Origin of the sequence: Apilactobacillus sp. (genome assembly GCF_025290035.1) — a bacterium.
In the GTDB taxonomy this organism is placed as follows: Bacteria; Bacillota; Bacilli; order Lactobacillales; family Lactobacillaceae; genus Apilactobacillus.
Map to the genome: position 1 here is coordinate 3,268 of NZ_JAMBKT010000016.1, position 14,744 is coordinate 18,011.

Sequence of the window (14,744 nt, forward strand, 5' to 3'; positions counted from 1 at the left end):
TCAATGAACTGTAAACTCTAACTATAATATCCATTACAGAAAGTGGTGTTTACATGGCTAAGAAGAAGAAATCTAGATTTCAAATCATTACTATGATTTTTGTTTGGCTAATGATTATTTCAACCGTTGGTGGTTTAATCCTTGGCGCAACATACCAATTACTAGCTAATTAATAAAAAAAGGAACCTATCTTAAAGATGGGTTCCTTTTTTATTACTCATCCTCATGCTGCTTATATACTTCTCTTGGTTTACTACCAACTTGTGGTCCAATATAACCTCTTTGATATAAGTCATCAATAATTCGTGCAGCTCTATTGTAACCAATTCTAAAATTACGTTGTAACAATGAAGTACTTGCTTTTTGTTCACTCACTACAAAATTTAAAGCATCGTTGAACAATTCATCTTGTTCTTCACTATCTTCTTCAACTTGAATTTCTTCATCAGTGACAATCATACTGTCATCATAATCAGCCGGTTGCTGTTCTTTGATGTAATCTACCACATTTTCAACATCTTGATCTGATATGAACGCCCCTTGTAATCTGGTTGGTTTATTCTTATCAATTGGTAGATATAGCATATCTCCTCGTCCCAACAGTTTTTCAGCACCGTTGGAATCTAAGATAGTTCTAGAATCAATTCCACTTGAAACAGCAAAAGCGATTCTGGATGGCACGTTTGACTTAATTAAACCAGTGATAACATCAACTGATGGACGTTGAGTTGCTAGAATCATATGAATTCCAGAAGCTCTTCCCATTTGAGCCAATCTAATGATTGCACTTTCAACATCGTTGGAAACTGTCATCATTAAATCAGCTAATTCGTCAACAACTACAACAATATATGGAAGTGGCTTTAAATCACCACGTTCTTCTTCGCTCAATCCATTTACATATTCATTAAAAGTACTAATCTTTCTTTGATTATGCTTTGCAAATAAATCATAACGATGTTCCATTTCAGCAACAACTTTATTTAAAGATCGAGCTGCTTTTTTAGGTTCTGAAACAACTGGAGATAATAAATGTGGAATCCCATTGTACACACCTAATTCAACCTTTTTAGGGTCAATTAGCATCATCTTAACTTCACTAGGTTTAGCATTCATTAAAATGCTCGTAATAATTCCATTGATTGCAACAGATTTACCACTACCAGTGGAACCAGCAATTAGTAAATGCGGTAGTTTAGTCAAGTCTGTTGAAATGACATCACCACTAACATTTCTACCAAGTGGCACAGAAAGTAATCCATGCTTATTCGATTGTGATTTCACAACATCTTTAAATGAAACCATTGCAACTTTTTTATTAGGTACTTCAATCCCAATCAAGGACTTACCTGGAATTGGCGCTTCGATTCGGATGTCCTTAGCAGCTAAAGCCAAAGCTAAATCATCTGCTAAATTAACAATCTTACTTACTTTTACCCCAACCGCTGGATGTAATTCATATTCAGTGACTGATGGCCCTAAGTTAACATTCTTAATTTCGGCATCAACCCCAAAACTATTTAATGTTTCTTTCAGTACCTTTGTATTACGTTCTATATTCTTGTATTCATCACTTTGATCATTAACATCCACGCTAGTTAAAAGACCAAGTGTTGGTAATTGATAATTGGAATCATCAATCTCTTTAATTTCGATTCCATCTTTATCAGTATCAATATGACTTTGGATTACTTCAGATAGCTTAGCTTTATCACGAGTTTCATCGTTATATTCAGCAGCTGTCTTATAATCCTTATGATTATCCTCAACTAAAGCTGGTTCATCATCATTAGGATGTTTATCCATCCAACCAGATAAATTAATTTTTGTTTCTGGTTTGTCATTAGAAACAGAATTTAAATCTTGTTTTTCACCAACACCTATATCATCGTGTCCTTCTTGTTTTCTTTTATCACGATTTTCTTTCATCGTCTTTAATTGTTGTTCAATTTTGATTCTAGCTTCATCCATGATTTTATTAATCGGTAAGTTGAACAATATAATTAATCCAATTCCCATCAATAAAATCGATAAGATTTCTGATCCAATTGTTGATACTAGGAAGTTAAAAACTAATAGTAAAATTGCACCAATCATCCCTCCACCTACAGCAGAATTAGATGACAAGTTAATAAAATCATGTCCCATTAATGTCATAGTTTGACTAATGTATGAATGCGTAGTTGATTGGCTAAATAATAACGCCGACAAAAACAAACTTAATCCTAAATAAAAGATAACTCCACCGGCAATCCAGCGCTTGTTATACTTCATTTCAGGACCTTTAACAATTAGTATTAAACCTACGACTATCGCAATTATTAATCCTAATGGACTACTATCACCAATAAAGAATCTAACAATATTGTTCAAAGTAACGCCTAGAAAACCTAGTTTAAAGAGACTAAAAATACTAGCTAACACCAACAAAAAACCGATTATATAATTATGATATTTACTATCAATGTCAAATAAACTAGTTGTTTGTGTAGTCTTTTTCTTTTTGCGACTAGTAGTTTTTTTCTTGGCCAAGTTACTCCCCCCTCAATTATTATTTTAATTTATCGTATTCGTACTTATGTGTTCTTTCTAAATTAGGAAATGATTGTTGTCTTAATGCTTCATAGATAACGATTGCACAAGTATTAGAAAGATTCAACGCTCTGATATGTGTATCATCTTGTGGAATTCTAATCGCTTTTTCTTCATTATCTCTCATAAACATTTCTGGTAAACCAGTAGTTTCTTTTCCAAACATAAAGAAATAGTTGTAATTATCATCTGTATAATCACGATCTGTGTAATCGTGGTTGGCAAATTTAGATACTAAAAACAATTTATCTTTATCGGTTAAAGTATTCATGAAATCAGGTAAACTTTCGTGATAATTAATATCTACTTTGTCCCAATAATCTAAACCGGCTCTTTTTAGATGTTTATCATCTACAGAGAATCCTAATGGCTTGATTAAATCTAGTACTGTGTCAGTACCTGCACATGTTCTAGCAATGTTACCAGTATTAGCTGGCATCAATGGTTCAAATAAAACAATATGATTTGTCATTTTAATTTCCTCGCTTTTAAAATTTATTATCTAAGATTGTGACATCAACAGTGATTTCAGTTAACGTCTGAATTTCTGATTCAGATAATTGCTTAGCATTATGCCCCCAATGTAGTGGAGTCATAATCATTAAATCATTTCTAAGTTCTGCTGGTAATTCAAACGTATAGCGAACTGAATGTGATTTAGCATTTGGATAATGTTTCATAAATAATTCGACAACATTTTGATTGTCATAGCTACTGTTAGGATTATCATCCCCATACAGTAACTTTCTTAATTCAAATAAGTAATGTGAATTAGGCACAATCTTAATCAAATGGCCGCCCTTTGAAGAGATTCGATTAAATTCATTATATGCTGATGGTGAGAATAAATCTAAAATTAGATCGATACTTTGATTGTTAAAAGGTAAGTTAGCTAAGTCAGCAATGCAAAAGAATCTATTTTCAGTTAATTCACTAGTTGATAAATTTACTCCTGGCTTTGAAATATCAAACCCAATTGCACTATCAATGTTATTTCTATATTCCATTAATCTCTTCAATGGCATACCTTCACCACTACCAACATCAATGATGTTTTGTGGCTTCGCATCCATTAGTTCAGCTACTTTATGTAAGATGCCGTCAAAAAAGCCAGCTTGAATAATTCTTCGTCTGGATTCTAACATCAAACCGTCGTATTCCGTACTAACCTTATGGTTAATAAATTGGATCGTTCCCTTTTTTGATATATCAAGAGAATGATTATTTGGGCATACAATCGAATTATTAGTTTGTTCTATAAATGAATTATCACAAACCGGGCATTTAAATAAATTAATATTTTGTTGTAGAAAAGATTTTGCTATATCGATTTTTTTCATTCTTACCACCATTTCATACCATTCAGTATATAAGTATATCATACTAACTCATATCTTTTTGTGAACTAAAAAAGGTCCTAACACTAACTTATTAGAACCTTTTTATTATTTGTTGCATATCATTTGGAATCTGTGACTGACAAAGAATTTCTTTTTGTGAAAATGGATTATAAAACTGCATCTCATAACAATGTAGCGCTTGGCGATCCATTAACTTATTATCCGGATTATATAACCAATCACCAATCAATGGATGATTGATTGCCTTGAAGTGCACTCTAATTTGATGCGTTCTACCTGAATGTAATTTAATTTTAACCAGTGTTAATTTTTCACTACTCTTATCAACCCAAAACTCTGTCCAAGAAGGTTTTCCACCATCCACAATATCTCGTTTTATAAACGATCCCTCTTGTCTGCCGATTGGTAAACAAATGTCGACATGTTGATGATTGATTTTTCCTTCAACAATTGCAACATATTTTTTAATAATTTCATGATGCTGCATTTGTAAATCTAATAACGAATGAGCAAAATGATGCTTGGCAAAGATAATAATGCCACTTGTATCCATATCTAGTCTATTGACTATATGAATCTTTTGGTTACTGTATCCCTGTCTTATGAAATAGCCTTTGACACGATTAGCAATTGTATCATTTTTGTACAAATGCGATGGCAAACATGCCACATGTGGTGGCTTATCAACTACCAGAAAATGTTCGTCCTCGTATATGATGCTTATTTCCTTGTCTGATATCTGAATCACATCATTAGCTGGTTCCGGTGGCAAAGTAATTTCGACACTATCTTGATCAGATAGCATGTAATTAACCTTTTGTGACTCACCGTTAACAACAATTTGTCCGCCATCAAACTTAATTTGTTTTAAAAGCGTTCTAGATATACCGTGTTGTCTCAAGAAATTTCTCAATCTAATTGGGCTTTCTTGATGATTAATCCAAGAAAAACTAGTCATCTTCATGGACTCCGATGAATGAATTACTTACTCGCTTCCAGAAATGTGTATGTCTGTATTGTGCGAAATAAATTCTATCATTACAAATTGAATATGAAATAGATTCAATTGGTCTGTCTGCAATCAACAATTGATCACAGGTTAGAATATTATGATCTTGGTTATCCGGCACAATTGTAATTATTTCATCAGGAGGAATAATAATAGGTGAACCTAAAGTTCTAAAAACTCGATTATTAATTGATGCCATTTCAGAAACTTGAAGCGCATTTAATTGTGGATTAATAATCGCTCCACCAACTGACTTGTTATAAGCAGTTGAACCTGTAGGTGTTGATACACAAAGACCATCACCACGGAATTTTTCAAAGAATTCACCTTTGATGTATATATCAGTCACCATCGTGCCATTGATTCGTTTTAAAGTCGATTCATTTAAAGCAACGAAACTATCGTCTGGACCACCATCACTGTATTTTACTTTGATGTATAGCAATGGATAGCTAACACTTTGACCGTTATCATTTTCCAGACTTTCGACTAAATCGTTAACTTCATAATCACGCCAATCTGTATAAAAACCTAGATGACCTGTATGAATCCCGACAAATCTAATCTTACTTACTGCATCGTTATAGTGATGAAAAGCAGAAAGCAATGTTCCATCTCCACCAACTGAAATAACGATTTGGGGATTTAATCCATCATATTCTAATTTATCAGAAGCTTCAATTTTCGTCTTTAATTGTGAGGCCACTTTATTAGAAGTGGAACCATCATTACTGTAGATTGCAACTTTCATACCTAATCATCCCTATTTCATTGGTTTTTATCATTCTTTTCCTGTGTTTCAATTAACTCTTTGCGAATTTCAGACATGCCCTCATCTAGCTTAAATGCTGTTTCAGCAGCTTGTTGTAATCTGCGCTTTAAATCTTCAGGGAACTCACCATCATATTTATAATTAAGTGAATGTTCAACAGTTGCCCAAAAGTTCATAGCTAAAGTTCTAACTTGAATTTCAGCTAGGATTTTTTTCTCGCCATCAACCATCTCGATTGGATATTCAAAAACGATATGATATGAGCGATAACCACTAGCTTTTTCGCGGTTAACGTAATCGCGTTCTTCAAGAATATTAAGGTCACTTCTTTTTCTTAAAATATCCACGACCTCATAGATATCATCAACAAATGGACACATAATTCTAAGTCCCGCAATATCTTCCATATCTTGGGATAATCGATCTTCAGAAACTAATCGACGATTCATTTTTTCTTTGATACTTTCAACTGGTTTAACCCGACCAGTTACAAATTCAATTGGACTTCTTTTGTCGAATTGAACGAATTCCTTACGAATTCCTCTTAATTTAACTTTTAATTCCGAAACAGCTTGTTCATATGGGAATAAAAAGTCACTCCAATTTTTTATCACTAGGCCAACCTCCTTGTTAAACCTAATTTACTTGATTATTTTACCACAATTTATCATTTCAATAAAAAGCTTTCCTTTTTTTACTAATTGTGAGCCAAAAGCTTGTATTTACCGCTTAATTTGTTATTCTAATTATTGGAATTAATAGTACGATACAAAAATCTTAATGGAGGGGTAAAATTGTTCGAGTTATTTCTGTTCATTGATCCGTTATGTAAGGCTTGCAGAAACTCAGAAAATACTGTTTTAAGAATTTCTGAAGACATTGATTCAAAGTTTAAATTGCAGTTTATTCCAATATATAACTTAAAAGTCGTTCAGACCGACTACTGTAATTCAAATAATCAATTGAAGAAAAGGTTATCTTCTGAACAACTGGCTGACTTATATAAAAATGTGGTCTTGGATTATAAAGCTGCTTTATTCCAAGGTATGAAAAAAGGACGGAAGTTTCTTACTGAAATGCAAGATCGACTACTTACAGACGCTATGTCATACAGTGATGAAATGGCAATCTCAATCGCAAAAGATTGTGGACTTGATGTTGATATGTTTGTAGAAGATAGACGTTCTAATCTAGCCAAAAATGCAATTAAAAAAGATCAAGAATTAGTTCAAAACATGAAAATTGAAAAACCTGCATCTGCGGTTATTTTTAATTGCGAAAACAGTAAAGATGGTATCTTAACTGAAAATATTGAATATTCAACGTTATTTAACGCTTGTTGTGATAAAAACTTAACAACTGAATATTTACAAGATGCACTTAGTGAAGACAACTTGAATGAAACTAAAATGAAACACTTTAGAATTATTAAATAAAAAAGATACTAGCCACCGTGGCTAGTATCTTTTTTATTTTAAACTAATTTTTCTAATTCATTTAATCTTTCTTCAAAGACCTTAAATGCGTTATCTAAATAGTCAGTGCTGGTCATATCAACTCCAGCTTTCTTCATAACATCTAATGGATATTCTGAGCTACCAGACTTCAAGTAGTTTAAGTACTTTTCAATCTTGTCTTGATCGTTAGCGCAAATACCTTCAGACAAATCAATCGCAGCAGCGAATCCTGTTGCGTATTGGTAAACATAGTAATTCATGTAGAAATGAGGAATTCTTGACCATTCATAAGCAATTTCTGGGTCAGATACAACGCCTTCACCATAGTATCGTTTATTTAATTCAAGATAGAAATCACTTAACATTTCAGCATTTAATGGATTTCCTTTTTGTTCTTGTTGATGAGCAAAGTCTTCAAATTCAGCAAATTGAGTTTGACGGAAAATTGTTCCCTTGAAACCATCTAAGAAATGGTTTAACACATATTTCTTAACTTCAACATCGTCTGTATGTTTTAACAAGTAATCAGTTAAAATATTTTCGTTGGTTGTTGATGCAATTTCAGCTAAGAAGATTGAATATCCACCGTATTGGAATGGTTGATTATGTGTAGTGTAGTAACTATGCATACTGTGACCTGATTCGTGGACCAAAGTAAATAAGTTATCTAAATTGTCTTGCCAATTTAATAAGATAAATGGGTTGGTATCATACACACCTGAAGAATATGCCCCACTACGTTTACCTTTGTTTTCAACAACATCAATCCAACGTTGGTTAAATTCATCTTTAATATGTGAGATGTAATCTGGTCCTAAAACGTTTAATGCCTTTAATGATTCAGCTTGTGCTTCTTCATAGTTGTATGAAATTGGTGATTTACCAAATAGTGGAGTGTATAAATCATACATATGCATTTCATCTAGACCAAGTAATTTCTTTCTTAACTTAACGTAACGATGTAGTAAAGGTAAATGTTTGTTTACTGAATCAATTAAGTTTTGATATACATTTTGATCGATATGATTACGGCTTAACGCTGCTTGTTTTGCGGAATCATATTTTCTCATTTCAGCACTAAAGTTATGTACTTTAACTTCACCAGAAAGAGTTGATGCTAATGTGTTTTTGAATTGATCATAAATAGAATATAACTTTTGGAATGCTTCTTTTCTAACACTTCTGTCAGTAGATTCTAAAAGTTTACTGTAAACACCATTTGATAATTCTACTGAATTACCATCTGGGTCCTTAACAATTGGAAACTTCATATCTGAGTTAGTGATAATTCCATAAACATTTGATGGAACTTGGAAAATATTACTTAAACTAGATAAAATTTTTTCATGTTCTTCATCTAAAATATGATCTTTTTGACTAAATAATTCGTCAAAGAAGTGCTGAAATTGTTTAATTTCATCATTTGAGTTAACCATATCAGCTACTTCTGATTGGTCTAATTTCAAAATCGCTGGTTCAAACCAAGATACAGCTTGTTCAGCTTTTGAAGCTAAGTCGCTACATCTTGAATTCATACTTTGATATTTGTTATCAGATGTATCAGCATCACTCTTTAATGATGAGTATACGTATAATGTTTCAACATGGCGATCTAATTGTTCCATTGCTTTTAAATCACTTAGTAAAACATCTGCACTGAAAGTTTCTGAGCGTAGTTTTTTGACTTCTTCAATTTCATCAAGACATTCTTTAAAAGCTTGTTCGAAATCATCGTCGCTTGGGAAAATAGTTGTTAAATCCCATGTTAATTCTTCTGGAACATCTTGTCTTGCTGGTAATTGTTGTACTTCTGTCATAAGAACACCATCCTAATAAATGTCTAAATTCTATCTACAAAAGCGCCCTCGCATTGTATAAGCTTTTGAATTTTTTGATAGTAATCATCGAACCAATTTAATGATTTTATTATTTGGATTCGATCCCCAATAATCCTAATATACCCTTTTTTACTTAAAATTGATAATATATTGGCGTATTCTTTTAAAATAAATTTTTCCGGACACTTTATTAACGGATAATGAACCTTTAGCTTATAAATACCATTCACTATTCTCAATAATTGCTTACAGTCGATATCATCAACTAATCCATTTAAAATCAGTATTTTCCATACTAAATAATCTTTCCCGAATAACGGAAGACATGTGTTACTAAAATGGCATTCAATTGGTGCACCATTTATATCATGACCATTTAAATAACAATGATTTTGCCAATCGATTGTCCTTTTATTTTGATAAAACAGCTGATTTTGTAGTCTTCTCAATTCATCAAATAAATAACAAATATTTTTTCGGTCGGATATAATCATCCCTGGATTTTTCAAAAATTGCGTTAACTCATGCAAACTACTAACTTCAATTATTTGATATTTCAGTTTTCCATAAACATACCTACAGTTGTATCTGATTTCTAATTTATTTTTGGCTGTTAACCAAAAAAACATTGTAAATCCTAACTTTTCAAAATAATAATAAAACTTATTTGTACTAGGTTGGCCAAATCGTTTCCTGTACTTTGATCCTAATACCCATAGCGACTTTATGTGTTGCTTTTTATAACCACGAATGCGCTGATCTAATCTATTAATGCTAATTGGACTACACTGAAACTCAATCGCTAAACTTTTCCATAATAAATCAGGTCTTTGCTTAATCTTTGGTAGGTAATTTTCTACCAACGTTTCATTGTATTGAGTGAAAAAGTATAGTTGCTGTTTTCCCAACAAATGTTCTTCGGTTTCCCCTTCTTCCATTAATGTCAAGCAATCAGAATTTTTTCGATGGGAAAAATGCGGACTCATAATTGCCCCTTTTTTTAAAACTACCTTTTCTTTACAAACTGGACAGCTAAAATCATCTGATTTTTTCGCATCATTAGCGCTTATTAACTTGTCGTTTAAATATGCCATTATCATCATTATCACCAAGCATATATACGCAAAAAAGGACTGAATTTAATCAGTCCTTTTTCTATTTAAAATACTTTTTAATTTCTAATAATGCTAAATGCGGAATAATAACTTTCTTTCGCGCAATCTTATCAAATTGTCTCCAGTGAAGTTTAGATCCGTATTCTAACGAAGCGCTAATAATATTAGTGAAGTTTTTAAATTCAACATCATTTTCATTTCTAGTTGTCGTAAATCTAACTACATAATCGTCATCGCACTTATATAATGTTGTATCAACATCATCATATTGGGTTACTTCATCAGATAATCTAATTACATTTTCAAAATCACTAACCTTTAATAACATTTCCCACTTATTAAGTTTAGGATTAAAACTTCCAATGTTATCAATTGGATTATCTTTTTCATTCTCGATGAATGGATTGTCAGATTTTAAATGTCCAGTTGAATCTAGCTCTTCTCTTTTACTTCTGGCTTCATTAATTGCAGCAATCATTTCCAATTTATAACGTGGGAATTTATCGCTTAACTCAACGGTATCAATCACACTACCCAATGTATCCTTTAGATAATCTAATAGTTCTTGAGTAGTGTCATCTAATTCGTGTTCTTCGTCATCGTCTTCGTAATCAAGAATACGACCGTACATGTTTTTAGCCTCAATCAATGCAAATAAAGTATTGGTATCAGCAAACTTTTTAAACTCATCCATTTCAGGTAAGTCTGCTTTATCATCATCACTTCTACTTTGTGGGCCTTCAAATATGTTAAATGGATCTTGTTGATTTTGGGTTTGATTTTCATCATCATCGTCAACAATATCGTCATCATCTTGATCACTATCGTCCAATGATTGAATATGGTTTTCAAAAACATTCTTATTCTTAATAAACATATCTAACCCTGACTTATTAGGAACGACTTGGAATGAAACAGCACCTGTGCTCTTAAATTCATCATCAACATCAATTTCATCTAGAATTGAGTATAAGAAAGATTCGATTCCATCTTCATCACCTAATAGTGATAATAAATCAATTCCTCTTTCATCTAATTCTTGATTAGTAATTGTAACCTTGATGGTTCCAGAATTAATTTTTTCCATTCTCATTAAAGACACCTCTTCTCGTAATCAACTGATTTTATAATACCCATATTTTAACCCAAAAAGACTAATCAATTCAATGATTTAACGTCTTTTAAATCAATTACTAATCCTACTGATGGTAATTTCACATTAATATCGTTTCCACACTCGTTTCGCGTTTCATTTAATAAATCATTTAAGTTACCATATTGTGGCAAATGACTGATTAAAACTGATTTCACATTCGCATTTCTTGCTAAGTCACCGGTTTCTTTAGAGGTCATATGCCATTTAGTACCTTCTTTATCCGCGTAAAAATTAGTATCAGTAATTAGTAAATCTGCCCCTGAACAAAATTCCGCTAATTCAGCAAAGTACTTAGTATCACCTGTGTATACAATGGTCTGATTGGTTTTAACGTCTTTAATCTTTATTGCATAAGTTACCACAGGATGTTGTGTTTTTTTGAAACTTATTTCCAATCCGCCCATCGATAAGTGCTTATCTTCTTCGTATGGTTTGCCCACTGTAACATCAAACCAGGATAATTTTTGATAATTATCCATATCTTCTTGATGCCCATAAATTGGTAACACCCTATCATCTGGTTTGTTAGGCGCTAATTGCCAGTAATGTTGTAGCACTCCGACATCAGCAATATGATCACTGTGATAATGTGAAAGCAATACTGCATCTAAGTAGTAAGGATTAATATATTTTTCTAGTTCTAATAAAACACCACTTCCGCAATCAAGAAGTAAATTAAAATCATCATTTTGAATCAAATAACCACTAGTACCAATTCCATTTGCGGGATATCCACCATAGTAACCTAAAACTGTTATTTTCATATTAAACCTCTTTTACTTGTTTTTAATTAACTTTAGTGTAAATATATAGTTGTAATTTGTAAATGCTTTTTACTCGGAGGGTATCTTTATGAATAATCAAATCAGTATGACTTTTGGTAACAAATTTATTGTCGATAAATTAAAGAAGGCTAACCCAGAGCTAGATCTCTCTTTATTCAATAGCGGTGATGGTCAATATCAAATTATTGATTTTCATGGTAATCACGACATTTTTAAAAACAACATTATTTTTGACGTTATCTTTGATCATGATTTTTTCTCAAATATTAATTTTGTGAATTATTCTTACTTTAACCTTTCCGATGATGACAAAAAAGTGTTTGACGCCATCATTGAAAAAATTAAAAACGATGATTCCATTCATTTTCTTCTTTTAAAAGAAACCAGAGATAAAAAAAGATTTGTCTTAGCATCCAGCTGGAATAATTATTTCGATTTTAAGAGCTGGCAAAAAGATAATCAATTATTAAATTTAGCAGAATTATCATTAAACTATAAAAAGGCATAAAAAAACGATGCATAAAATGCATCGCTTTTTTTATTATTTAATTCTCAATGTCATTGCGTTAATAGCAACAATCACAGTACTTAGTGACATAATAATTGCTCCTAACATTGGTCCAATGATAATTCCGATTGATGATAATAAACCGGCAGCTAGTGGAAGTGCAATAATATTGTATCCAGCTCCCCACCATAGGTTTTGAATCATCTTGGTTCTAGCTTGCTTAGCTAGTTTAATCAAATCAATCACATCGGCAGGATTACTGTTAACTAAGACAACATCAGCTGAATCGATTGCAACATCAGTACCTGAACCAATTGCGATTCCTAAATCAGCTTTAGTTAAACTTGGCGCATCGTTGACACCATCACCGATAAACATAACGCTATCTGTTTGTTGATACTTTGATACTAGTTCTTGTTTATCTTCAGGAACTAATTCAGCATTTACTTCAGTAATACCTAATAAACTAGCTACTTTTTCAGCAGCTTTTTGATTATCACCAGTTAGCATAACTGGTGTAATGTTTTGACTTTTTAAGTATTCAATCATATCTTTGGCACCTGGTTTGATTGAATCACCTTCAGCGATAAATCCAATTACATTATCATTATTAATAACATAACTTAATGAATTTCCTTTCGCCAAATATTGATCAGTTTGAGTAGTATCAAAAGCAATCTTATTTTTAGTTAAATATGCACTTGATACAACTGCATATAGATCACCGTTAATTTCTCCCTTAATTCCTGCTCCAGAGATTTCATCAATATTTGATGCAGATAATTTTTCCATCTTCAATTCAGCAAAAGCTTTAATGATTCCTTCAGCTAATGGATGTGATGAGTTTGCTTCTAGTGCAGCTGCAATTTGTAAGACCTCATTCTTTTCTACATTGCTGTCCAATGAGTCAAACTCATTTACCTTAAAATCACCTTGGGTTAAAGTACCTGTTTTATCCATCAAAGCGTATTTAACTTTCTTGATACCTTCAAGTGATGTCTTGTTTCTGATTAATAAACCATGTGTAGCTGAAATTGCAGTTAGTCTAGAAATAATTAATGGGATTGCTAAACCTAAAGCATGTGGACAAGCAATGATTAATACACTAACTGTAATTGGAATTGCGTAAGCAACATTATGAATAACGCTCCAAGCTACAAATGCGATTACAGCCACAACAAGTGCCGCGTAGAATAAGTATCCAGCAACTTTATTAGCTAAATCTTCAGCTTGTGATTTAGATGCTTGGGCATCACTAACCATCTTCATAACCTTTGAAAGATAACCACTTTCACCAGTTCCAGTAATCTTTACCTTGATAGTTCCACTACCGTTAATTGAACCACCAATAACTTGATCATCAACTTGTTTGTTAACATCTCTTGATTCACCAGTAATTAAAGATTCGTTGACTGAAGTAGTTCCATCAATAATAATTCCATCTGCGGGAATCTTTTCACCTGACTTAATTAAAATAGTTTGATTTTCTGATAATTCATTGACTGAAACATCAGTAACATTGCCGTCTTCCGAAACTAAATGGGCATTATCAGGTAGTAATGCTGCTAACTTATTAACTGCAGAACCAGCACTCATAACGGAATTCATTTCAATCCAGTGTCCTAATAGCATAATAACGATAAGAGTTGATAATTCCCAGAAGAAATCATTAACCATTGGCGTTACCTTTAAAATATCGTTAGCAATTACCGCGTAGACACTATATACATAAGCAACCGAAATCCCCATTGTGATAAGTGACATCATTCCTGGTTTTTTGCTCTTCATTTCACCAATGCATGATGTAAAGAATGGAAAACCACCATAGATGAATAGGATAGTTCCTAGAATTAACACTACGAAATCTGATCCAGGGAAAGTAACTTGGAATGGCATCTTCATTCCCATCATTGGTGACATTACAATAATTGGAATTGTTAAGATTAATGAAATCCAAAATTTAAGTTTTAGATTTCCCATATGATGCATGTGACCCATGTCATGTCCCATGTTCATTCCACAATGATTCATACCACCGTGGTTCATGTGACCCATATCGTGTCCCATATCCATACCGCAATGATCCATGCCACCATGATTCATATGCATACTATGGTCCATATGGTCATGATTCATGTGTTCGTGGTTCAT

14 protein-coding genes and 1 pseudogene are annotated in these 14,744 nt (G+C 32.4%); 3 read left to right on the forward strand and 12 right to left on the reverse strand.

Annotation, left to right across the window (positions count from 1 at the left end; all coding sequences use genetic code 11):
• The first annotated feature begins 53 nt into the window (after positions 1–53).
• Entirely contained in the window at positions 54–173 is a 120-nt protein-coding gene (locus tag M3005_RS04670; RefSeq protein WP_293794136.1) for a DUF4044 domain-containing protein, read from the forward strand.
• 40 nt (positions 174–213) lie between these two features.
• Here M3005_RS04670 and M3005_RS04675 read toward each other — a convergent pair whose 3' ends face one another.
• The 7 genes and pseudogenes from M3005_RS04675 to yjbM all read right to left on the reverse strand — a co-directional run bounded on the left by M3005_RS04675 (position 214) and on the right by yjbM (position 6,348).
• A complete protein-coding gene (locus tag M3005_RS04675; RefSeq protein ID WP_293794138.1) occupies positions 214–2,532 on the reverse strand; it encodes a DNA translocase FtsK in 2,319 nt (772 codons plus the stop codon).
• 19 nt (positions 2,533–2,551) lie between these two features.
• Positions 2,552–3,064, reverse strand: a complete 513-nt coding sequence (locus tag M3005_RS04680) for a tRNA (cytidine(34)-2'-O)-methyltransferase (RefSeq protein ID WP_053950260.1) — start codon at positions 3,062–3,064, stop codon at positions 2,552–2,554.
• 16 nt (positions 3,065–3,080) lie between these two features.
• On the reverse strand, positions 3,081–3,737 hold the full coding sequence (locus M3005_RS04685) for a methyltransferase domain-containing protein (RefSeq protein WP_293794139.1): 657 nt from the start codon (positions 3,735–3,737) through the stop codon (positions 3,081–3,083).
• 51 nt (positions 3,738–3,788) lie between these two features.
• Positions 3,789–3,974, reverse strand: a pseudogene (locus tag M3005_RS06045) (putative RNA methyltransferase); the annotation flags it as partial.
• A gap of 49 nt (positions 3,975–4,023) precedes the next feature.
• Complete coding sequence (locus tag M3005_RS04690; protein WP_293794140.1) at positions 4,024–4,911, reverse strand: RluA family pseudouridine synthase; 888 nt, start codon at positions 4,909–4,911, stop codon at positions 4,024–4,026.
• Entirely contained in the window at positions 4,904–5,713 is an 810-nt protein-coding gene (locus M3005_RS04695) for an NAD kinase (RefSeq protein WP_293794141.1), read from the reverse strand. The genes M3005_RS04690 and M3005_RS04695 overlap by 8 nt, the downstream gene beginning before the upstream one ends.
• A 17-nt stretch (positions 5,714–5,730) precedes the next feature.
• Positions 5,731–6,348, reverse strand: coding sequence for a GTP diphosphokinase (yjbM, locus tag M3005_RS04700; RefSeq protein ID WP_293794142.1), 618 nt, complete (start codon positions 6,346–6,348; stop codon positions 5,731–5,733).
• 180 nt (positions 6,349–6,528) lie between these two features.
• On the opposite strand from yjbM, the gene M3005_RS04705 reads away from it, so the two are divergent.
• The gene (locus tag M3005_RS04705; protein WP_293794144.1) at positions 6,529–7,170 is read left to right on the forward strand and encodes a DsbA family protein; all 642 of its coding nucleotides are present in this window, start codon (positions 6,529–6,531) and stop codon (positions 7,168–7,170) included.
• A gap of 38 nt (positions 7,171–7,208) precedes the next feature.
• Here the strand turns inward: M3005_RS04705 and pepF are convergent, their stop codons facing one another.
• The 4 genes from pepF to M3005_RS04725 form a co-directional block, all read right to left on the reverse strand.
• The gene (gene pepF / locus M3005_RS04710; protein WP_293794146.1) at positions 7,209–9,008 is read right to left on the reverse strand and encodes an oligoendopeptidase F; all 1,800 of its coding nucleotides are present in this window, start codon (positions 9,006–9,008) and stop codon (positions 7,209–7,211) included.
• A 23-nt stretch (positions 9,009–9,031) separates the two neighbouring features.
• A complete protein-coding gene (locus tag M3005_RS04715; RefSeq protein WP_293794147.1) occupies positions 9,032–10,123 on the reverse strand; it encodes a competence protein CoiA in 1,092 nt (363 codons plus the stop codon).
• A gap of 61 nt (positions 10,124–10,184) precedes the next feature.
• Positions 10,185–11,237: an adaptor protein MecA gene (locus tag M3005_RS04720; RefSeq protein WP_293794148.1), complete on the reverse strand. Its 1,053-nt coding sequence runs from the start codon at positions 11,235–11,237 to the stop codon at positions 10,185–10,187.
• A 65-nt stretch (positions 11,238–11,302) separates the two neighbouring features.
• Positions 11,303–12,064 (reverse strand): MBL fold metallo-hydrolase, encoded by a 762-nt coding sequence (locus tag M3005_RS04725; RefSeq protein ID WP_293794150.1) that lies wholly within the window; start codon positions 12,062–12,064, stop codon positions 11,303–11,305.
• Positions 12,065–12,152: 88 nt separating this feature from the next.
• Here M3005_RS04725 and M3005_RS04730 point away from each other — a divergent pair, with 88 nt between their 5' ends.
• The gene (locus tag M3005_RS04730) at positions 12,153–12,593 is read left to right on the forward strand and encodes a hypothetical protein (RefSeq protein ID WP_293794151.1); all 441 of its coding nucleotides are present in this window, start codon (positions 12,153–12,155) and stop codon (positions 12,591–12,593) included.
• 33 nt (positions 12,594–12,626) lie between these two features.
• Here the strand turns inward: M3005_RS04730 and M3005_RS04735 are convergent, their stop codons facing one another.
• Positions 12,627–14,702 carry a heavy metal translocating P-type ATPase gene (locus M3005_RS04735; protein ID WP_463670946.1) on the reverse strand — a complete coding sequence of 692 codons (2,076 nt, stop codon included), beginning with the start codon at positions 14,700–14,702 and terminating at the stop codon, positions 12,627–12,629.
• Positions 14,703–14,744: the final 42 nt, after the last annotated feature.